At 74.4% G+C, this 18,200-nt stretch carries 20 protein-coding genes and 4 tRNA genes; 13 read left to right on the top strand and 11 right to left on the bottom strand.

Translation table 11 applies throughout. The features are described from left to right. Nucleotides 1-16: 16 nt before the first annotated feature. Both ACWF41_RS06950 and ACWF41_RS06945 read left to right on the top strand, forming a co-directional pair. Nucleotides 17-391, top strand: coding sequence for a sterol carrier family protein (locus tag ACWF41_RS06950; RefSeq protein ID WP_380325899.1), 375 nt, complete (start codon nt 17-19; stop codon nt 389-391). Nucleotides 392-563: 172 nt separating this feature from the next. After that, nucleotides 564-3,374, top strand: coding sequence for an ExeM/NucH family extracellular endonuclease (locus ACWF41_RS06945; protein ID WP_380325902.1), 2,811 nt, complete (start codon nt 564-566; stop codon nt 3,372-3,374). A 134-nt stretch (nt 3,375-3,508) separates the two neighbouring features. On the opposite strand, the gene ACWF41_RS06940 is transcribed toward ACWF41_RS06945, so the two are convergent. Then, on the bottom strand, nt 3,509-3,781 hold the full coding sequence (locus ACWF41_RS06940; protein ID WP_380325905.1) for a GlsB/YeaQ/YmgE family stress response membrane protein: 273 nt from the start codon (nt 3,779-3,781) through the stop codon (nt 3,509-3,511). A 180-nt stretch (nt 3,782-3,961) separates the two neighbouring features. Between ACWF41_RS06940 and ACWF41_RS06935 the strand changes: the two genes are divergently transcribed. The 3 genes from ACWF41_RS06935 (at nt 3,962) to purM (ending at nt 7,186) form a co-directional block, all read left to right on the top strand. Continuing rightward, entirely contained in the window at nt 3,962-4,408 is a 447-nt protein-coding gene (locus ACWF41_RS06935; protein ID WP_380325908.1) for a hypothetical protein, read from the top strand. A 70-nt stretch (nt 4,409-4,478) separates the two neighbouring features. Further along, entirely contained in the window at nt 4,479-6,026 is a 1,548-nt protein-coding gene (gene purF, locus ACWF41_RS06930; RefSeq protein ID WP_380325911.1) for an amidophosphoribosyltransferase, read from the top strand. Nucleotides 6,027-6,079: 53 nt separating this feature from the next. Next, nucleotides 6,080-7,186 carry a phosphoribosylformylglycinamidine cyclo-ligase gene (purM, locus tag ACWF41_RS06925; RefSeq protein WP_380325914.1) on the top strand — a complete coding sequence of 369 codons (1,107 nt, stop codon included), beginning with the start codon at nt 6,080-6,082 and terminating at the stop codon, nt 7,184-7,186. Between the two features lie 102 nt (nt 7,187-7,288). Here purM and ACWF41_RS06920 read toward each other — a convergent pair whose 3' ends face one another. After that, nucleotides 7,289-7,492 carry a DUF3073 domain-containing protein gene (locus ACWF41_RS06920; protein WP_380326233.1) on the bottom strand — a complete coding sequence of 68 codons (204 nt, stop codon included), beginning with the start codon at nt 7,490-7,492 and terminating at the stop codon, nt 7,289-7,291. Between the two features lie 399 nt (nt 7,493-7,891). On the opposite strand from ACWF41_RS06920, the gene ACWF41_RS06915 reads away from it, so the two are divergent. Beyond that, entirely contained in the window at nt 7,892-8,098 is a 207-nt protein-coding gene (locus tag ACWF41_RS06915; RefSeq protein WP_079575713.1) for a BldC family transcriptional regulator, read from the top strand. 33 nt (nt 8,099-8,131) lie between these two features. Here the strand turns inward: ACWF41_RS06915 and ACWF41_RS06910 are convergent, their stop codons facing one another. The 5 genes from ACWF41_RS06910 to ACWF41_RS06890 form a co-directional block, all read right to left on the bottom strand. Further along, complete coding sequence (locus ACWF41_RS06910) at nt 8,132-8,449, bottom strand: DUF3618 domain-containing protein (protein ID WP_380326230.1); 318 nt, start codon at nt 8,447-8,449, stop codon at nt 8,132-8,134. Next, a complete protein-coding gene (locus ACWF41_RS06905) occupies nt 8,446-8,862 on the bottom strand; it encodes a phage holin family protein (protein ID WP_380326227.1) in 417 nt (138 codons plus the stop codon). Before ACWF41_RS06905 ends, ACWF41_RS06910 begins: the two co-directional genes overlap by 4 nt. Before the next feature lie 163 nt (nt 8,863-9,025). Beyond that, nucleotides 9,026-9,101: transfer RNA gene (locus tag ACWF41_RS06900), tRNA-Phe, on the bottom strand. 50 nt (nt 9,102-9,151) lie between these two features. Continuing rightward, nucleotides 9,152-9,225: transfer RNA gene (locus ACWF41_RS06895), tRNA-Asp, on the bottom strand. A 147-nt stretch (nt 9,226-9,372) separates the two neighbouring features. Next, nucleotides 9,373-9,445: transfer RNA gene (locus ACWF41_RS06890), tRNA-Glu, on the bottom strand. Nucleotides 9,446-9,518: 73 nt separating this feature from the next. On the opposite strand from ACWF41_RS06890, the gene ACWF41_RS06885 reads away from it, so the two are divergent. Continuing rightward, the gene (locus tag ACWF41_RS06885) at nt 9,519-9,863 is read left to right on the top strand and encodes a metallopeptidase family protein (protein WP_380326236.1); all 345 of its coding nucleotides are present in this window, start codon (nt 9,519-9,521) and stop codon (nt 9,861-9,863) included. A 48-nt stretch (nt 9,864-9,911) separates the two neighbouring features. On the opposite strand, the gene ACWF41_RS06880 is transcribed toward ACWF41_RS06885, so the two are convergent. Then, a complete protein-coding gene (locus tag ACWF41_RS06880; RefSeq protein WP_380326224.1) occupies nt 9,912-11,144 on the bottom strand; it encodes a D-alanyl-D-alanine carboxypeptidase family protein in 1,233 nt (410 codons plus the stop codon). A gap of 239 nt (nt 11,145-11,383) precedes the next feature. Here ACWF41_RS06880 and ACWF41_RS06875 point away from each other — a divergent pair, with 239 nt between their 5' ends. Then, on the top strand, nt 11,384-11,959 hold the full coding sequence (locus ACWF41_RS06875; RefSeq protein WP_380326221.1) for an antibiotic biosynthesis monooxygenase: 576 nt from the start codon (nt 11,384-11,386) through the stop codon (nt 11,957-11,959). A gap of 10 nt (nt 11,960-11,969) precedes the next feature. Here the strand turns inward: ACWF41_RS06875 and ACWF41_RS06870 are convergent, their stop codons facing one another. Both ACWF41_RS06870 and ACWF41_RS06865 read right to left on the bottom strand, forming a co-directional pair. After that, nucleotides 11,970-12,734: a glycerophosphodiester phosphodiesterase gene (locus tag ACWF41_RS06870; protein ID WP_380326218.1), complete on the bottom strand. Its 765-nt coding sequence runs from the start codon at nt 12,732-12,734 to the stop codon at nt 11,970-11,972. A 27-nt stretch (nt 12,735-12,761) separates the two neighbouring features. Further along, a tRNA-Lys gene (locus tag ACWF41_RS06865) sits at nt 12,762-12,834 on the bottom strand. 250 nt (nt 12,835-13,084) lie between these two features. Here ACWF41_RS06865 and ACWF41_RS06860 point away from each other — a divergent pair. Together ACWF41_RS06860 and ACWF41_RS06855 are read left to right on the top strand one after the other, a co-directional pair. Then, on the top strand, nt 13,085-13,369 hold the full coding sequence (locus tag ACWF41_RS06860) for a Fe-S cluster assembly protein HesB (protein WP_380326215.1): 285 nt from the start codon (nt 13,085-13,087) through the stop codon (nt 13,367-13,369). A gap of 192 nt (nt 13,370-13,561) precedes the next feature. After that, entirely contained in the window at nt 13,562-14,383 is an 822-nt protein-coding gene (locus tag ACWF41_RS06855) for a DUF1206 domain-containing protein (protein WP_380323207.1), read from the top strand. A 3-nt stretch (nt 14,384-14,386) separates the two neighbouring features. Here the strand turns inward: ACWF41_RS06855 and ACWF41_RS06850 are convergent, their stop codons facing one another. Further along, entirely contained in the window at nt 14,387-15,133 is a 747-nt protein-coding gene (locus tag ACWF41_RS06850; RefSeq protein ID WP_380323210.1) for a M50 family metallopeptidase, read from the bottom strand. A 171-nt stretch (nt 15,134-15,304) separates the two neighbouring features. Between ACWF41_RS06850 and ACWF41_RS06845 the strand changes: the two genes are divergently transcribed. From ACWF41_RS06845 to ACWF41_RS06835, 3 genes are all read left to right on the top strand, one after another. Then, nucleotides 15,305-16,819, top strand: a complete 1,515-nt coding sequence (locus ACWF41_RS06845; RefSeq protein WP_380323213.1) for a DEAD/DEAH box helicase — start codon at nt 15,305-15,307, stop codon at nt 16,817-16,819. Between the two features lie 85 nt (nt 16,820-16,904). Then, nucleotides 16,905-17,309 carry a peptide-methionine (R)-S-oxide reductase MsrB gene (gene msrB / locus ACWF41_RS06840; RefSeq protein ID WP_380323216.1) on the top strand — a complete coding sequence of 135 codons (405 nt, stop codon included), beginning with the start codon at nt 16,905-16,907 and terminating at the stop codon, nt 17,307-17,309. Between the two features lie 104 nt (nt 17,310-17,413). Next, nucleotides 17,414-18,193, top strand: coding sequence for a tyrosine-protein phosphatase (locus ACWF41_RS06835; protein ID WP_380323219.1), 780 nt, complete (start codon nt 17,414-17,416; stop codon nt 18,191-18,193). Nucleotides 18,194-18,200: the final 7 nt, after the last annotated feature.

Below are 18,200 nucleotides of genomic sequence, written 5' to 3'. Positions count from 1 at the left end.
GGCATAGGGTGCTGGCGTGCCTGCTCGACGACGGACCGACCCTGCCGCGGGGCGCGCGGCCGTGGCCGCGTGGCTGGAGGGTGACTCCTCGCGCCCGGTGGTGACCACCGCGGTGCGGTTCACCCTGGAGGAGCTGGCGGACGTCGCGCCCGGGAACTCCGTGGAGGTGCGGGTGCCGCCCGCCGGGGCGGTGCAGGCCGTCGCCGGGCCGCGGCACACGCGGGGGACGCCGCCCAACGTCGTGGAGACCGACGTCGAGACCTGGCTCGGCCTGGCCACGGGCCGGCTGACGTGGGACGACGCCGTCGGGTCCGGTCGGGTGAGCGCGTCGGGGGAGCGTGCCGACCTGGCCGCGCTGCTGCCGCTGCAGGCGGCGCGACCGCGGCGCTGAGCAGGACCCGCGCGCGCGATCGCGGGTGTCGGCGCCGTCCGCTACGTTCGGCGGCACCGGGCAGGTGCTGCCGGGTCGCGGACGACGGCGTCCGGTGACCTGGGGTTCAACCGTGGTTCACACGGTCCTGCTTGGGTGACGTCACCCGCACGTCCGCCGCAAAGGAGCCACCGTGACCCCACCCCGTTCCGCCCGCCGCCGAGGACCGCTCGCGGCCGCCGTGACGGCCGCGCTCGTCCTGCCCGCCGGGGCGGCCCTCGCCGCGCCCGCGTCCGCCGCCGTCTCGCCCGCCGCGCCCGTCGTCATCGACGAGGTGTACGGGGGCGGCGGCAACAGCGGCGCCCCGTTCAACCAGGACTTCGTCGAGCTGTACAACCCGACGGACCAGCCCGTCTCCCTCGACGGCTGGTCGGTGCAGTACGCGTCGGCCGCCGGCACCTGGGCCAACGGCGCGCAGACCGCGCTGCGCGGCCAGATCCCCGCCCGTGGCTCGTACCTCGTCGCGCAGGCCCTGGGCGCGAACACCTCGCTGCCCGCGCTGCCCACGCCCGACGTCACCGGCACGATCGCGATGTCCGGCACGGGCGCCAAGGTCGCCCTCGTGCGCAGCACCGACCGGCTATCGTGCACCGGCGCCGACTGTGCCGCGGCCGCCGACGTCGTCGACCTCGTGGGCTGGGGCCCGACCGCGAACGCCTGGGCCGGTTCCGGCCCGGCGCCCGCCACCACGAACGCGACGTCGGTCGCGCGCCGCGCCCACGCGCACACCGCCGACAACGCCGCCGACTTCGCGGCGGGGGCGCCGACGCCGGCCGCGAGCGGCACCGACCCGGGCACCGACCCCGGCCCCGGCGAGGACGCGACGATCGCGGAGATCCAGGGCACCGGCGCCACCTCGCCGCTGGCCGGGAAGACCGTGACGACCGCCGGCGTCGTCACCGCCACGTACCCCACGGGCGGCTTCGACGGCCTGTACCTGCAGACCGCGGGGAGCGGCGGCGACCCCGCCGCCGACGCCACCCCCGGCGCCTCCGACGCCGTGTTCGTCTACTCCCGTGCGGCCGCGCAGCAGCTCGAGATCGGCGACCACGTGGAGGTCACGGGCACCGTCAGCGAGTATTCGGGCCTGACGGAGGTCAGCGCCGACGTGTGGACCGTGCTCGACGAGCCCGCCGCGGTGGAGCCCCTGGCCACGACCTGGCCCGCCACGGAAGCCGAGCGGGAGGCGCTCGAGGGCATGCTGCTCGCGCCCCAGGGCGACTTCACCGTCACCGACAACTACGACACCAACTTCTACGGCACCGTCGGCCTCGCGGCCGGCAGCACGCCGCTGGTGCAGCCGACGACGGTCGGCCGGCCCGGGTCGCCCGAGGCGAAGGAGCAGGCCGAGGACAACGCGGCCCGCGCTGTGCTGCTCGACGATGGCGCGTCGACGAACTACAGCTCGGCCACCAACTCGAGCCAGCCGCTGCCGTGGCTGACAGGCGGCGAGCCGGTGCGGGTCGGGGCCGCCGTGACGTTCACGCGCCCCGTGATCGTCGACTTCCGCTACGACGCCTGGGGGCTCCAGCCGCAGCACCGGCTCACCCCCGACGTGGCCGACGCGGTGCAGCCGGCCACGTTCGAGGACACGCGCGAGGCGTCGCCGCAGGACGTGGGTGGGACGCTCCAGGTGGGCACGTTCAACGTGCTCAACTACTTCACGACCACGGGTGACCAGCTCGATGGGTGCACCTACTACACCGACCGCGCGGGCGACCCGGTGACGGTCCGTGGCGGGTGCGACGCCCGCGGCGCCGCGCAGGCCGACGACCTGGAGCGGCAGCAGACCAAGATCGTCGCCGCGATCTCCGCGCTGGGCGCCGACGTCGTCTCGCTCGAGGAGATCGAGAACTCCGCGACCTTCGGCAAGGACCGCGACCAGGCGCTCTCCGACCTCGTCGACGCGCTGAACGCGCACGACGGCGCCGGCACCTGGGCGTACGTCGCGTCGCCGGCGGACCTGCCGGCCAGCGAGGACGTGATCCGCACGGCGTTCGTCTACCGCACGACGGGCGCCGAGCCCGTGGGCCCCTCGCGGATTCTCGACGACCCGGTGGCGTTCGGCAACGCGCGCCAGCCGCTCGCGCAGGTGTTCCAGCCGGCAGGCGGGGTCGACGCCGACCCGGGCGACGACGTCGTGGTGATCGCCAACCACTTCAAGTCGAAGGGGTCGGCCGGCCCCTGGCCGGGCGACAAGGACACCGGCGACGGCCAGGGCGCCTCGAACGAGTCCCGCGTGCGGCAGGCGACCGCGCTGGTCGCCTTCGCCGACGACGTGGCCGACGACGCCGGCACCGACGCGGTGCTGCTCGTGGGCGACCTCAACTCCTACGAGCAGGAGGACCCGGTCATGGTCCTCACCGACGCCGGCTACACGGACCTCGGCCCCACCACCGGCGAGTACACGTACGCGTTCGACGGCGCCGTCGGCTCGCTCGACCACGCGCTCGCCTCCCCGGGCCTGATCGACCGGGTGTCCGGCACGGACATCTGGAACATCAACGCGTACGAGCCGGTGGCGAACGAGTACAGCCGGTACAACTACAACGCGACGATCCTCTACGACGAGACGCCGTTCCGGTCGTCGGACCACGACCCGCTGCTCGTGGGGCTCGACCTCGCGCCCGCGGCGCCCGCGTGGTCGGCGAGGGCCACCTACACGAAGGGCGACCGTGTGGTGTTCGACGGCGGGCTCTTCGAGGCGCTGTGGTGGTCGCGCGGCGACGAGCCCGGGGCCTCCACGAAGGGGCCGTGGGCCGAGGTCGGGGCGCCGGTCGTCACGCCCGCGGGGACGTTCCCGGCCTGGACGGACACCTGGGTGTACGGCGCCGGCGACGTCGTCGTGCACGACGGTCATCGCTGGGAGGCGCGCTGGTACTCGCGCGCCGACGAGCCCGGCGCCACGCGGCACAGCCCGTGGCGGGACCTCGGGATCGCCTGACCGGCGCGGGGACGCCGGACGCCCGCCGCGCCGGCCGAGACCACCACCCGTGGTCTCGGCGGGTGCGGCGGGCGTCGTCGTGCTCGGGCTTCGTCGGCCCTGACCGTCGGCCCTGACCGTCCGCCCGGCCGGCGTCAGGGCTGCTGCTTGCGGCTGCCCATGCCCGCGACGAGGGAGACGCCCACCGCGGCCAGCACGATCTGGAAGGCCAGCTCCAGCCAGTCGATGCCGTCCGTGTCCTTGACCCCGACGAGGTCCGCGATCCACGTGCCCAGCAGGGCTGCGACGATCCCGACGAGGATCGTCACGAGGATCGAGACGTTCTGCCGCCCGCGGACGACCAGCCGTCCCAGGGCGCCGATGATCGCGCCGATGATGATCGCGCTGATGATGCCGGAGATGCTCACGATGCTTCCCCTTCCCGACGATGCCTTCTCGTCGACTCGGCGACGGCGCAGGTCGCGCCCGGATCGACCGTACGGCGGGCGGCCGTTGCACGCCGGGCGGGCGTGGCGCGCGAGGGCCGGCAAGAGGGCAGCGCGACGGCGACGACCGGAGGGTTCCGCCGGGTGACTTAGGCTCGTGGGGTGACCAGCTCCACCCCCGACGGCCCCGCCGGCGCCCGTCCCGTGCCCGAGGACGCCGCGAACGGCGGCACCGCGAACGACCGCCCCGCGACGCCCGGGACGGCCGGCGACGTCCCGGCGCCGGCCGCGCCCGCCGACGCCCCGGCGGACGACGCGCCGACCCTGCACGTGCCCGAGGAGCCGCAGGAGGTGACGCTGCTCGTCGACCCGGAGCGGGTCCGTCGCGCCCCCAAGTACCCCGTCTTCCTGTGGGTGGGTGCGCTGGTCGGCGCCGTCGTGGGCCTGATCTTCTCGACGTGGCTCATCGACGTCTCCGGCTCCGCCGAGACGTTGATGAAGCCGGGCGTCTACGTGTCGGTCACCATTCTCGGCGGCATCGCCGTCGGCCTCGGCGTCGCCGGGCTGATCGCGGTGATCTCCGACCGGCGCAGCCTGCGCCGCCGCTGAGCCGTCCGCCCGCCCCCGCGCACCCGTCCGCGCAGGTCGGCCCTCCGGGCTCCTGTGGGATACTCGGACCATGCCCTTGCGCCCTGACGGCCGCCTGAACCATGACCTCATGCCCGGCGAGAAGGGCCCCCAGGACGCGTGCGGCGTCTTCGGGGTCTGGGCCCCCGGTGAGGAGGTCGCCAAGCTCGCCTACTTCGGTCTGTACGCGCTGCAGCACCGCGGACAGGAGTCCGCGGGCATCGCGACCAGCAACGGAGAGCAGATCCTCGTCTACAAGGACATGGGTCTCGTGTCCCAGGTCTTCGACGAGACGGCGCTCGACGCCCTCACCGGCCACCTCGCCGTCGGCCATTGTCGGTACTCCACCACGGGTGGTGTGACCTGGGAGAACGCCCAGCCGACGCTCGGCGCGACGGCGGGTGGCACCGTCGCCCTCGGGCACAACGGCAACCTCACCAACTCCGCCGAGCTCGTCAACCTCGTGGCCGAGCGCTACGGCGCGCAGCGGCGCGGCGAGCTCGCGCGCGGCAACACCACGGACACGGCGCTCATCACCGCGCTGCTCGCGGGCGACGCCGACCACACCCTCGCCCAGACGGCGCTCGAGGTGCTCCCGCGTCTGCGCGGCGCCTTCTCGCTCGTCTTCATGGACGAGGGCACCCTGTACGCCGCGCGCGACCCGCAGGGCGTGCGCCCGCTGGTCCTGGGGCGCCTCCAGCGCGGCTGGGTGGTCGCGTCCGAGACGCCCGCCCTCGACATCGTCGGCGCGTCGTACGTCCGCGACGTCGAGCCCGGCGAGCTCATCACCATCGACGCCGACGGCCTGCACTCCGACCGCTTCGCCGAGCCCGAGCGCGCCGGCTGCGTGTTCGAGTACGTGTATCTGGCGCGCCCGGACAACACGATCAACGGCCGTTCCGTGCACGCGTCGCGCGTGGCGATGGGCCGTGCGCTGGCCCGCGAGCACCCGGTCGAGGCCGACCTCGTCATCCCGACCCCCGAGTCCGGCACGCCGGCCGCCGTCGGGTACGCCGCCGAGTCGGGCATCCCGTTCGGCCAGGGCCTGACGAAGAACGCGTACGTGGGGCGCACCTTCATCCAGCCGTCCGACACGCTGCGTCAGCTCGGCATCCGGCTCAAGCTCAACCCCCTGCGTGAGGTCATCCGCGGCAAGCGCCTCGTCGTCGTCGACGACTCGATCGTGCGCGGCAACACGCAGCGCGCCCTGGTGCGGATGCTCCGCGAGGCGGGGGCCGCGGAGGTGCACGTGCGCATCTCCTCCCCGCCGGTGAAGTGGCCGTGCTTCTACGGCATCGACTTCGCCTCGCGTGCCGAGCTCATCGCCAACGGGCTCACGCCGGACGAGATCGGGCAGACCCTGGGAGCCGACTCCCTCGGCTACATCTCGCTCGAGGGCATGATCGAGGCCACCGAGCAGCCCGCCTCGCAGCTGTGCGCGGCCTGCTTCACGGGCAAGTACCCGATCGAGCTCCCCACCGCCGACCAGCTCGGCAAGCACCTGCTGGAGCAGGCCGAGCTGCCCCTCGGCGCCCCCGAGGACGGGCTCCGGCAGGTCGCCGTGGGTGCCGGCGGCTCCACCGCCCTCGACCACCCCTGACCGCCGGCTGACACCCCAGCCGACCGACACAGCCGACGAACGGTGAGCCACACGTGACGAACGAACCCCTGACCTACGCCGCGGCCGGCGTCGACACCGAGGCCGGCGACAAGGCCGTCGAGCTGATGAAGGACGCGGTGCGGCGCACGCACGGGCCCGCCGTCCTCGGCGGCGTGGGCGGGTTCGCCGGGCTCTTCGACCTGTCGGCGATCCGCGAGTACCGCAAGCCGCTGCTCGCCACGTCCACGGACGGCGTCGGCACCAAGGTCGCGATCGCCCAGGCGCTCGACAAGCACGACACGATCGGCTTCGACCTCGTCGGCATGGTCGTGGACGACATCGTCGTGGTCGGTGCCGAGCCGCTGTTCATGACGGACTACATCGCCACCGGCAAGGTCGTCCCCGAGCGCGTCGCCGACATCGTGCGCGGCATCGCGCAGGCGTGCGAGGTGGCCGGCACGGCCCTCGTGGGCGGCGAGACGGCCGAGCACCCGGGCCTCCTGGAGCCCGACGAGTACGACGTCGCGGGCGCGGCGACGGGCATCGTCGAGGCGGATGCCGTGCTCGGCCCGGACCGGGTGCGCGCGGGCGACGTGCTCGTCGCGATGGGCTCGAGCGGCCTGCACTCCAACGGCTACTCGCTGGTGCGCGCGGTCGTGAGGCACGCGGGCTGGTCGCTCGACCGGCACGTCGAGGAGTTCGGCCGCACCCTGGGCGAGGAGCTGCTGGAGCCCACGCGCGTGTACGCGCGCGACGTGCTCGCGCTCGCCGAGGACCCGGCCGCCCAGGTGCACGCGTTCACGCACGTGACCGGTGGCGGGCTCGCGGCGAACCTCGCGCGCGTGCTGCCCGAGGGCACGGTGGCCACGGTCGACCGCTCGTCGTGGGAGGTGCCCGCCGTCTTCCGCACGGTGCGCGACCTCGGCTCGGTGCCGCGCCGCGACCTGGAGAACACCCTCAACCTCGGCGTCGGGATGGTGGCGGTGGTCGGCGCCGACGGCGTGGACGCGGCGCTGGCCACGCTGGCCGCGCGCGGCGTGCCCGCCTGGGTGCTGGGCTCGGTGGCGGACCTGGACCCGGCCGCGCCGGCCGAGGACCTCGTCGCGGGGACCAAGGGCGTGCACGGCGGGGCCGTGAGGATGACCGGCGACTACCGCTGACGGTGAGCCTCGCGCAGACGAAGGGCCGGACGGCGATTGCCGTCCGGCCCTTCGTCTGCGCGGCTCAGGAACCCGTCGAGGCGGGAGCCTGACGCTGACGAGTCAGCGCTCGTCGTTCCAGGCGTTGTATCGGTTGTCGTACTCGTCGTCGTCGGGGGAGGAACGGTCCTCCGTGGCGACATCGGTGCGACTGCCCTCGCTGCCCTTGAGCTCTCGCTCGAGCGCGTGGTAGTTCGTCTCGGGGCTGTAGTACTTCAGCTCGCGAGCGACCTTAGTCTGCTTTGCCTTCTGACGGCCGCGGCCCATGGCTGAGACCCCCTCAACGTAGGAGCGGGGCTTGCGCCGTCCGTGACGGCGGCCCCGTGCGTAAGTAGTCTGTTCAGATCCCAACGGTACATGCTCGCGCGCCATTCCCTCCACTCCGCGACACGTGCCGTGCGCATCAGTGGACGTCGGAGCGGGTGATCTCGCGCCGATGGTGTCTCAGGTCACGAGACCGGACGGTGCACGTTCCGGTCGTTCCCGGGCCCCGCAGCAGGAAGAACGGGACGCACGGCGCGTCTCGGACCAGTCCAGGACGATCCGGACGATTTCATCCGGCTCCCAAGTCGCCTCAATCCCGCTTTCTGCACACAATGGATGAGCGAGACCGTGTCCGCACACCGGGCGCCGCCCGGGCCGGTCGCGCACCAGGAGGTGCAGGGGATGTCGCTCCACGGAGACTCCGAGGTTCTGCTGACGCCTGCCGAGGTGGCCAGCCTCTTCCGCGTCGATCCCAAGACCGTGACCCGCTGGGCGAAGGCGGGGAAGCTCTCGTCGATCCGCACCCTCGGTGGGCACCGTCGCTACAAGGAGTCGGAGGTGCGGGCGCTCCTCGGCGCCGCCTCCGAGGAGGCGACGCCGGACAAGTAGCGCCGGCCCGGAGCCCGGGCCGCGAAGGGCCGCTCAGCGGCGCCGGGCGCGCACGACGACGATCACGACCAGCGCGAGGCCCGCGGCGGCCGCCCCGAGCAGCACCTGGGCGTTGCGCCGGCGCCGGGGCTCGCCGTCGGGCAGGCCGCCGCCCGTCACGAACGCGCCGGCGTCGGACGCCGCCCGCTTGGTGGCCCGGGCGAGCTGGTTCGCCTGGTAGGCGGGGGAGAGGCGGGTCGCGAGCTGGTCGAGGGTCTCGGTCAGCTCCGCGCGGGTGCGGGCGACCTCGTCCTCGAGCTCCCGGGTGGTAGGCGCCGGGGCCCTGTTCTCGGGCGTCGTGGACTCGGTCACCGGCGCACCCCCTTCTTCAGCGTCTCGACGTCTTCCTTCACCCGGTCGATCGTCTCGGGCCGGCGGGCGGCCTTCTTGAGCTGGCCGACGGCGATCGCGACGGCGATGCCCGCCACGATCAGCATCGCGACGCCGACCGTCAGGGCCGAGAGCCACAGCGGCCACGCCGTGGCGAGGCCGGTGATCCCCGCCCAGATGAGCACTCCCACCGCGTACAGCACGATGACGAGGGCGACGACGACGAGGCCGACCCCGATGCCGGACCGCTTGGCCTTCTCCGCCAGCTCGGCCTTGGCGAGCGCCACCTCGGCGCGCACGAGCCGGGTGGTCTGTTCCGACAGCTGCTCCACGAGCCGCCCCATGGAGGGCGGCTGCTCGGCGGGCGGCGTGCGTCCGTCGTCCCAGTCCGTCATCGACTGCTCCGATCCTGCGTGAGGTGATCGTCCGTGCGGTCCCACTCAACCCGTCCCCGCTGGTCCAGGCAATTCGACCGGCGATATCGAGGGGGTGAGGCTGCCGGTTCCGCACCGGCCGGGAACGACGAAACCCCCGCGCCCTGAGGCACGGGGGTTTCGGTGGTGGCTCCGACCGGCGTCGATCCGGTGACCTTTCGATTTTCAGTCGAACGCTCTACCAACTGAGCTACAGAGCCTGGACACGAACGCCCGGGCGCCGTTTCCGACGAACCGGGCGCATCATGCGCGACCCTGACGGGACTTGAACCCGCGACCTCCGCCGTGACAGGGCGGCGCGCTAACCAACTGCGCTACAGGGCCATGGCGAGGAGGATTCTCCGCGCCTGGAAGCTCGTTTCGAGCCGAGAAGAAGCGTACCCCATGGTCGGCGGGATCTTGAAATCGGATCCTGACCAGCAAGAACGCCCCGTTTCGCGGGTTTCCGGCCAGGCCGGTGTCCCGCTGACGTACCCCCAACGGGATTCGAACCCGTGCTACCGCCGTGAAAGGGCGGGGTCCTAGGCCGCTAGACGATGGGGGCTGGACCGGGCAAGCATACCCAGGCGTCGGCCGGGCCCACGCGCGCGGTGGGCGAGGATGGGCCCGTGGTGGAGATGACGCGCGAGGAGTTCGAGGACGCCGTCCGGGACGGCCTCGATGAGGTGCCGGCCGACCTGGCGGCCATGATGGACAACGTCGTCGTCCTGGTCGAGGACGACGCCCCCGCCGACGACCCGGAGCTGCTCGGGCTGTACGAGGGGGTGCCGCTGACCGAGCGCGACCTGCACTGGGCGGCCGGGTCGCTGCCCGACCGCATCACGATCTACCGGAACCCGACCCTCGCCATCTGCGACACGCGCGAGGACGTGGTGGAGGAGGTCGCGATCACGGTGGTGCACGAGATCGCGCACCACTTCGGGATCGACGACGAGCGGCTGCACGCGCTCGGCTGGGACTGAGCGGGCGGGCAGAGCGGGCGGGCAGAGCGGACGCGGTCGGACCCTGGGTCAGAGCGGGCTGTACTCCCAGTGCCACGCCTCGGGCTTGCGGCCGTCGGGCTGGGCCCAGGCGGGGTTGTGCCAGCCGAACTTGCCGGCGTTGGCGACCAGCCACTGGTGCTCGGCGCTGGTGTACTGCTGGACGCCGCCGTTGAGGTCGACCGCGATGCCCCAGCCGTGGTCCGAGTACCCCGGCACGGCGGCGAAGTAGCCGCGGCTCGCCTTGACGGAGACCTGCGACTCGTAGGAGCGGTAGGAGTCGCGGACCTTCAGGTGCGTGCCGAAGCGGGCCTGGTACGCGGCGTCGAGCCGCTCGAGCTGCTCCGCCGCGTCGGCGCGGAGCGTCTCGCCCTTCGCGAACGACAGCTCGGCGAGGTCCGCGGAGGCGATGCGACCGTTCTCGTACCCGGCGGTGTCGTCCGCGTGCTTCTTGAGCGCGGGTGCCGCCTTCTTCGCCGCGGCGGCCTGCGCGTCGAGGATCTCGGCCGGGGTGGCCGGCGCGGGCTCGATGCTGACGGCGCTCGGGTCGGCCTGGTCGACCAGGTCGGTGAGCGCCTCGGTCGCCTTGGCCACGTCGGCCGCGTCCGTGTCGCGGACCTCGAGCGAGGCCCGTTCACCGGCGCGCGAGGCCGCCTCGGCACCGGAACGGTCGGCGACGAGGGCGCGCAGGCGCTGCGCGCTCCTGGCCACGGAGCGGCGCTCGGCGCGGGGGATGCCGCGCGTCTCGGTCGTCACCTGGTCGGCGCGGGCCAGCGCGGCCTGGGCGGCCGACAGCGCGTCGTCGCCGCCGGCGGCGGGCCTCGCGCGCCGGGAGCCGTCGTCGGCGTCCTTCGCCGTCGTGGCGGCAGTGGTCGCTGCGGCACCCACGGCGCCGGACGTTGCGGCGGGTGCCCCGGCGAGGGTGGGGCGCGTGATCGTCGCGGCGCCGGAGGTGGGCTCGATGCCGAAGGTGCCGGTGCCGATGGTGCCGACCGACGCCGCCGCGGGCGCGCTCTGCGCCTCGGTGGGGGTCTCGGCGGACGCCTGGGCGATGCCGGTCGTGATGCCGGTCGTGACGCCGGTCGACAGGGCCATCACGGCGAGGGCGACGGGCACGCCGGCGCGCACCGCACGACGGCGCCGCTTGCGCGGGGCGTCGGTGCGGTCGGTGGGCTCGGCCCGTCGCGGGCGGTCGGGGTGGTGGATGTCGCGGCGCCGGGGGTGCTGCGCGGGCGCGTCGTCCTGCGGGTCGTGCTGGTTCACGTGTGGGGTCCTCGGGGTCGGGGCTCATCCCATCGTGGGGGCGGCCGCCGGGTGCCCCCGACGATTTGGTTGACCAATCAACAGAAGTCCCGTGCGGACCGGGCGGACGCGATGTGAAGACCGGGACATCCCGGGGCGATCGGCCTCGCGGCGTCCGGGCGATCCGGATGCTGGGACGCGGCGTCCCGTGCGGGCGCCCGCACCGCCCGGCGTCGGGTGGCGCGGCTCAGGATGCTCCGATGAGCTCCGCACCCGTGACCGTCGCGATCCACCGCGCCGTCAGCCCCGACCGTGTCCCCGAGGTCACCGCGTGGGTGCAGTCCGGCGTCCGCCTCGCCAACCGGTGGGACGGCTTCCTCGGTTCCGGCTGGATCCGCGCCTCCGAGGGGGCGGCCGACTGGATCATGCTCTACCGCTTCGCCGACGCGGCGCGGCTCGACGCCTGGGAGGGGTCGGACGAGCGGCGCCGCTGGCTCGCCGCCGGGGAGGGCCTGGTCGAGGAGCGCCGGGTGGAGAAGCGGACCGGGATCGAGGGCTGGTTCGACCCGCCGCTGCGTCAGGACGAGCCCGCCGGCCCGCCGCTCCTGTCGGCCCCGCCGCGCTGGAAGCAGTCCGTGGCGATCTGGCTGGGCTTCTTCCCGGTGAACCTCGCGTTCACCGCGCTGGTGGGCTGGCTCGTGCCGTCCTTCGCGGACCTGAACGTGGTGCTGCGGGTGCTCGTGTCGACCCTCGTGCTTACCCCGATCATGTCCCTGTGGGTGCTGCCGTGGGTCACCGGCCGGCTCTCCGGCTGGCTGCACGCGCCGCGCAGCTGAGGCGCGGGCGTCAGCGGCGCGCCGGGACGGCCGCCTCGTCGAGCCAGCCGCGCAGCGCCGCGGGGCGGTCGGTGATGATGCCGTCGACGCCGGCCCGCAGCAGCGTTTCCCACGTGGCCTCGTCGTTGGCGGTCCAGCCGAACACCCGCCGGCCCGCGGCGTGGGCGGCGAGGACGAGGGCCGGGTCGCCCGCGAGGAGCTCGGCCCCCGGGCTGACCGCGGCGGCGTCGAGCTCGTCGAGGAGCTCTGCCAGGTCGGCGCGCGGGTGCTCGACGAGCAGCGACCGCGGCACCTGCGGCGCGACGTCTCGCAAGGCGGCGACCGTCGTGGGGGCGAAGCCCTGCACCACGAGGCGGTCGCGCAGGCCGGACTCCGCGACCACGCGCATGGTCGCGGCCACGTCCTCGGGCGTCCAGACGCCCTTGTACTCGCAGAGGACGTCGAGACCTGGCCGCGCCGCGACCAGGTCGAGCACCTCCGCCAGCGTCGGGATCCGCTGCCCGGCGAACTCCGGCGCGAACCAGGAGCCCGCGTCGAGCGCCTGCAGCTGAGCGACGGTGAGGCCGCGCACCTCGCCCGAGCCGTCGGTCGTGGCGTCGACGGTGCCGTCGTGGATCACGACCGGCACGCCGTCGGCGCTGAGGTGGACGTCGATCTCGATCATCCCCGCCCCGGCGTCGTCCGCCGCGGCGAACGCGGCGAGGGTGTTCTGCGGGGCGTCCGCCGAGGCACCGCGGTGGGCGACGACGACGAGGTCCTGGGCGCGGACGGGCACGGTGCTCCTTCGGACGGTGCTGACGGGTGGGCCCCGTGGGGATCGAACCCACAACCCGCGGATTAAAAGTCCGCTGCTCTGCCGATTGAGCTAGAGGCCCGCCGCCGTCCGCCCGAGGGCTGGTCGCCGGCTGCGGACAGCGTACGCGGGAGCGGCTGCGGGTCGTGCCGTCGGCGACCTCGAAGGTCACGATCAGGTCACGGAGGGCAACCTATCCGCGGCGCGAGCACCCTGTCACGCGAGGTCTCACCCATCGGGAGATCTCGTCCCGATCGCGTCTCATCGTTGCGCCGAGCACCCCGACCCTGTTTCGGTGGACGAGTTCGCCAGGACCGACGAGAGGAGCTCCCATGCTCACCGTGACCGACAACGCCCGTACCGCCGTCGAGGACCTCGCCCAGCAGGCGGGGGTGCCCGACGAGGGTGGCCTGCGGATCGCGCAGTCTGCCGGGCAGCCCGGCAACTTCGAGCTCGCGCTCGTCCCTGCGCCGCAGCCCGACGACCAGGTGGTCGACGAGGAGGGTGCCACGCACGTCTTCGTCGAGGCGCAGGCCGCCCCGGCCCTCGACACCCTCACGCTCGACACCGACCCGGCGGCGCAGGGCCCGGGGTTCGTGCTCACGCCGCAGGGGTGACCCCAGGACGGGACCTCCGCACCGTCGGATGACGGCGAGGCGACACCGTCCGACGACGACGGCCGGGCACGAGGGACGACCTCGTGCCCGGCCGTCGTGCGTCCGGCACCGCCGCGGGTGGCGGACAAGCACCTGCTGCGCCACTGTGTGACCCGCGCCGGGACCCGTGCGGCGCGAGAAAGGTGAGCGCCCGTGCCTTCGACGCCGTCCGTGTCCCCCGGAGACGCCCCTCGCCGGGCGAACCGCAGCCCTCTGCTGCGGGGTCTCGCCCGCGCCGGCTACGTCGCGTCGGGGGTGCTGCACCTGCTGCTGGGTTGGCTTGCCGTCCGCCTCGCCCTGGGCTCCTCGAGCGGGAGCGCGGACCAGCAGGGCGCGCTGCGGGAGCTCGCTGCGGCGCCCGGCGGCGCCCTACTCCTGTGGCTGACGGCGGCGGGCTTCGCGGCGCTCGCGCTGTGGCAGCTCACGGAGGCCCTGGCGGGCGTCCCCGGGGCCGACACCGCGAAGGAGGTCGGCTCGCGGGTGAAGGCCGGCGGCAAGGCGGTGCTCTACGCGGTGCTGGCGGCCACGGCGGTCGGCGTCGTGACCGGGGCGTCGGGCCGCGGCGGTTCCGAGGAGGGCGTCGCCGCGGACCTGATGGCGGCCCCCGCGGGGCGCTGGCTCGTCACGGCGGTCGGCCTCGTCGTCGTCGGCGTGGGCGTGTTCCACGGGGTCAAGGGCGGGCGCAAGACCTTCCTCGACGACCTGCGGGGGACCGGGGGCGGTGCGGTCGGCCAGGCCGTGCTCCGGCTGGGGCAGGTCGGCTACATCGCCAAGGGCGTCGCCCTCGCGGTCGTCGGCGGGCTGTCCGTGGCGGCCGCTGTCACGGCGGACCCGCAGAAGGCCGGCGGGCTCGACGACGCGCTGCGGACCATCCGCGACCAGCCCTTCGGCACGGTGCTGCTGGTCGTCACCGGTGTGGGGATCGCCGCCTACGGCGTGTACTCGTTCGCCCGCGCGCGGTACGCCCGGATGTGACGGTCAGGTCGCGGGCTCGACGATCCAGGTCGCGCCCAGCAGCAGGCAGCCCACCGTGACGAGCAGGAACACCGCGACCCACAGGATCCCGGTGGTGTGGGTGAGCGCCGCGAGCTGGTCGGCGTCGGACCGGCGTGCGCGGCCGCGGGTGCGCTGGGCCTGCATCTCCAGGACCGGGCGCACGGAGCCGAGCAGCAGGAACCACGTGACGGCGTACGCGACGGCGGCCTGCGTGGCGGCGTCGAGCCACCACGAGACGGCGACGAGCGCGGCGCCGCTCACGAGGATCGACCAGAGCCCGAACCAGTTGCGGATCTTCAGGAGCAGGAGGGCGAGCAGCAGCACCAGGAGCCACAGCAGCCCGACGGCGTAGCCGTGCCGCAGCAGCCATGCGGCGCCGAGCCCGGTGAGGCCCGGTCCCACGTAGCCCGCGAACGCCGTGACGATCATCCCGAACCCGCGCGGGCGCCCGGCCGAGACCGTCAGCCCCGACGTGTCGGAGTGCAGGCGGATCCCGTCCAGCCGCCGTCCGGTGACCATCGCGGCCACGGCGTGCGCGCCCTCGTGCGCGATCGTCACGACGTGCCGGGCCACCCGCCACACGGGGGTGACCAGCACGACGGCGAGCGCGACCAGCCCCGCCGACAGCACCACCGCCTGCGGCGGGGGCGGCACCGGGGTGGTGGCGGCCGTCCAGATCTGCGTCAGCACGTCGCCGGCGTTCGCGAGGAAGTCGTCCACGCCGGTCATTCCACCACGCCTGCCTGGGCGCCCGGCCCGGTGCCCACGGCGGGACGTGCGACAATGCTGGAGGTGGCTGCGCGTCCGCGCGCCCCGCGTCGTGGAGATCCCCCCGGATTGCGTGCGGCGGACCCCGACCCTCGACGTCCTCGAACGTCCCAGCCCGAGAGGCCTTTCTCTGTGTCTGACTTCGCCGGCTTCGGCCTGCCCACGCCTGTCGTCCGTGAGCTCACGGACCAGGGCATCACCACCCCGTTCCCCATCCAGTCCGCGTCGCTGCCCGACACGCTCGCCGGCGCCGACGTGCTCGGCCGCGGCCGCACCGGCTCCGGCAAGACGCTCGCGTTCTCGCTGCCGGTCGTGACGCGGCTCGCGACGTCGGCCGCGCAGGCGGTCGCCGCGGGCCGCCCGCGCCGTCGTGCCGCGCGCCCCCGCGCCCTCGTGCTCTGCCCGACGCGCGAGCTCGCCAACCAGATCAACGCCACGATGGAGCCGCTCGCGAAGGCGCTCGGCCTCGTGACGACCACCGTCTTCGGCGGCGTCGCCCAGTCCCGCCAGGTCAACGCCCTGAACGCGGGCGTCGACGTCGTCATCGCCTGCCCCGGCCGCCTCGAGGACCTGCTCGGCCAGAAGCACCTCACGCTCGACGACGTCGAGATCACCGTGCTCGACGAGGCCGACCACATGGCCGACCTCGGCTTCCTGCCCGGCGTGAAGCGGATCATGGACCGCACACCGGTCCAGGGCCAGCGGCTGCTGTTCTCGGCGACGCTGGACAACGGCGTCGACGTGCTGGTCAAGCGCTACCTCAAGAACCCGGTGACGCACTCGGTCGACGAGGCCGCCGCGCCCCCGCCCCAGATGACGCACCACATCCTCGCCGTGGCGGACGCCGACGCGAAGAAGGACGTGGTGCACGAGCTCGCGTCGGGCACCGGCCGCCGCGTCCTGTTCACGCGCACCAAGCACCAGGCGAAGAAGCTCGCCAAGCAGCTCACCGGCGCCGGCGTGCCGGCGGTCGACCTGCACGGCAACCTCGGCCAGGGCGCGCGCGAGCGCAACCTCGCGGCGTTCTCGTCCGGCGACGTCAAGGTGCTGGTGGCCACGGACATCGCCGCGCGCGGCATCCACGTCGACGACGTCGAGCTCGTCGTGCACGTGGACCCGCCGGCGGAGCACAAGGCGTACCTGCACCGCTCCGGCCGCACGGCCCGCGCGGGCTCCGGCGGTGACGTCGTCACCGTCATGCTGCCCGAGCAGCGCGGCGACGTCCGCGACCTCACGCGCAAGGCGAAGATCACCGCCCGCCCCCAGCAGGTCGTGCCCGGCGACGCAACCGTCACCGCCCTCGTGGGCGAGGTCGCGCCGTACGTGGCGCCGCCCGCCCCGGCGGCCCCCGCGCCGCAGCGGCGCAAGGGCTCCGGCCGGCCCGCCCAGGGCGGTCAGGGCGGCCACGGCGGTCAGTCCCGCGGCGGACGCCCGCAGGGCGGGCAGTCCCAGGGGGGCCAGGCGCACGGTGCTCAGGCGCGCGGTGGTCAGGCGCACGGTGGTCAGGTCCAGGGCGGACGCGGCCAGGGGCAGCGCTCGCAGGCGCCGGGGTCGTCGGCCGTCCGCGCGGACGGCTCGGCGCCGGCGCGCCGCCGTCGCCGCGGCGGCCGCGGCCGGGGTCACGGCGGCTCCGCACCCCAGGCCTGACCGGTCCCGCTCCGGGGCGTGCTCGTCACGCCCCGGCGCGGAACACCCACGGCACGTCCCCGGTTGACCACGACGGAGGTGTCAGATGACGTACGAAGTCACCAAGCCCGACGAGCAGTGGCAGGTGGAGCTCTCCCCGCAGGAGTTCGCCGTGCTGCGGCAGGCGGGCACCGAGCGGCCCTGGACCGGGGAGCTGCTCGACGAGAAGCGCGTGGGCGTGTACCGCTGTCGCGCGTGCGGCCACGAGCTGTTCCGCAGCGAGACCAAGTTCGACTCGCACTGCGGCTGGCCGTCGTTCTACACGCCCCTCGCGGGCGACAGCGTGGAGCTGCTGGAGGACCGGTCGCACGGCATGCTCCGCACCGAGGTGCGCTGCGCGCGCTGCGGCTCGCACCTGGGGCACGTCTTCGACGACGCGCCGCAGACGCCCACCGGCGACCGGTTCTGCATGAACTCGCTGAGCCTGTCGTTCGAGCCCACGGAGACCTGACCGACCCGCCGTCGCGGGTGGGCTCGCGGCCTCTGGTCCGCCATGAGATGGGGCCACGATCCCACCCGCAGCGCTCCGGGCGGGTCGGGGCTAAGGTCGGGCAGGTGACCGAGCCCGTGCCCGCCACGCCCATGTCCGACGCCGACCTCGCGCTCGGCGCGGCGCCCGTCGCGCCGTCGTCCGTCCCCGACCACCTGGTCAACCTGCGCGACGTCGCGACCGCCGCCCCGGGCCTGAGGCCCGGGGCGCTGCTGCGTTCGGACGCGCCCCGGTCGGGCGACCGGGCCCCCGAGGGGGTCGCCTGGCCCCCGCGCACCGTGCTCGACCTGCGCGACCCCGGGGAGAACGGCGAGGCGCACCCGCTGTCGTCCGTCGCGCGCGTGGTTCCGCTGCCGGTGCTGAACGGCACGGCCATGGCGGCGTCGGCCGGGCCCATGGTGGTTCCCGCCCTGGGGGACCTGTACGTGTCGATGCTCGACGAGCCGGGCGCCGGGCACCTCGTCGAGGCGGTACGGCTGATCGCGACCGCCGACGCGCCGGTCCTCGTGCACTGCACGGCCGGCAAGGACCGCACGGGCGTCACGGTGGCCCTGGTGCTCGCGCTGCTCGGCGTCGACCGGGAGGCCGTCGTCGCCGACTACGAGCGCACCGGCCCGCACATGCGCGACGTGATGGCGCGCGCGGCGGTGACGGCCAACCTCGCCGTCCCGGACGCGCACCTGCTGGCGAAGCTGCCCCCGGAGCTCGTGACCGCGCCGGGGTGGGCCATCGAGTCGGTGCTCGACCGGCTCGCGGAGCACGACGGCGGCGCGCAGGGCTGGTTCCTGGCGCACGGCGGCGACGCCCCCATGCTCGACGCGCTCCGCGCGCGGCTCGTCGGCTGACGCCGGG

The sequence above is a fragment of the Isoptericola sp. NPDC055063 genome, from assembly GCF_053608125.1.
This window is presented reverse-complemented; position numbering and strand designations above follow the sequence as displayed.

What these genes read in the sequence shown, in the direction of transcription:
- ACWF41_RS06875 (WP_380326221.1), top strand. Translation starts at nt 11,384, where the DNA reads ATGAGCTCCGCACCCGTGACCGTCGCGATCCACCGCGCCGTCAGCCCC.
- ACWF41_RS06915 (WP_079575713.1), top strand. Translation starts at nt 7,892, where the DNA reads ATGTCGCTCCACGGAGACTCCGAGGTTCTGCTGACGCCTGCCGAGGTG.
- ACWF41_RS06860 (WP_380326215.1), top strand. Translation starts at nt 13,085, where the DNA reads ATGCTCACCGTGACCGACAACGCCCGTACCGCCGTCGAGGACCTCGCC.
- ACWF41_RS06905 (WP_380326227.1), bottom strand. Translation starts at nt 8,862, where the DNA reads ATGACGGACTGGGACGACGGACGCACGCCGCCCGCCGAGCAGCCGCCC.
- ACWF41_RS06885 (WP_380326236.1), top strand. Translation starts at nt 9,519, where the DNA reads ATGACGCGCGAGGAGTTCGAGGACGCCGTCCGGGACGGCCTCGATGAG.
- ACWF41_RS06850 (WP_380323210.1), bottom strand. Translation starts at nt 15,133, where the DNA reads ATGACCGGCGTGGACGACTTCCTCGCGAACGCCGGCGACGTGCTGACG.
- msrB (WP_380323216.1), top strand. Translation starts at nt 16,905, where the DNA reads ATGACGTACGAAGTCACCAAGCCCGACGAGCAGTGGCAGGTGGAGCTC.
- purF (WP_380325911.1), top strand. Translation starts at nt 4,479, where the DNA reads ATGCCCTTGCGCCCTGACGGCCGCCTGAACCATGACCTCATGCCCGGC.
- ACWF41_RS06920 (WP_380326233.1), bottom strand. Translation starts at nt 7,492, where the DNA reads ATGGGCCGCGGCCGTCAGAAGGCAAAGCAGACTAAGGTCGCTCGCGAG.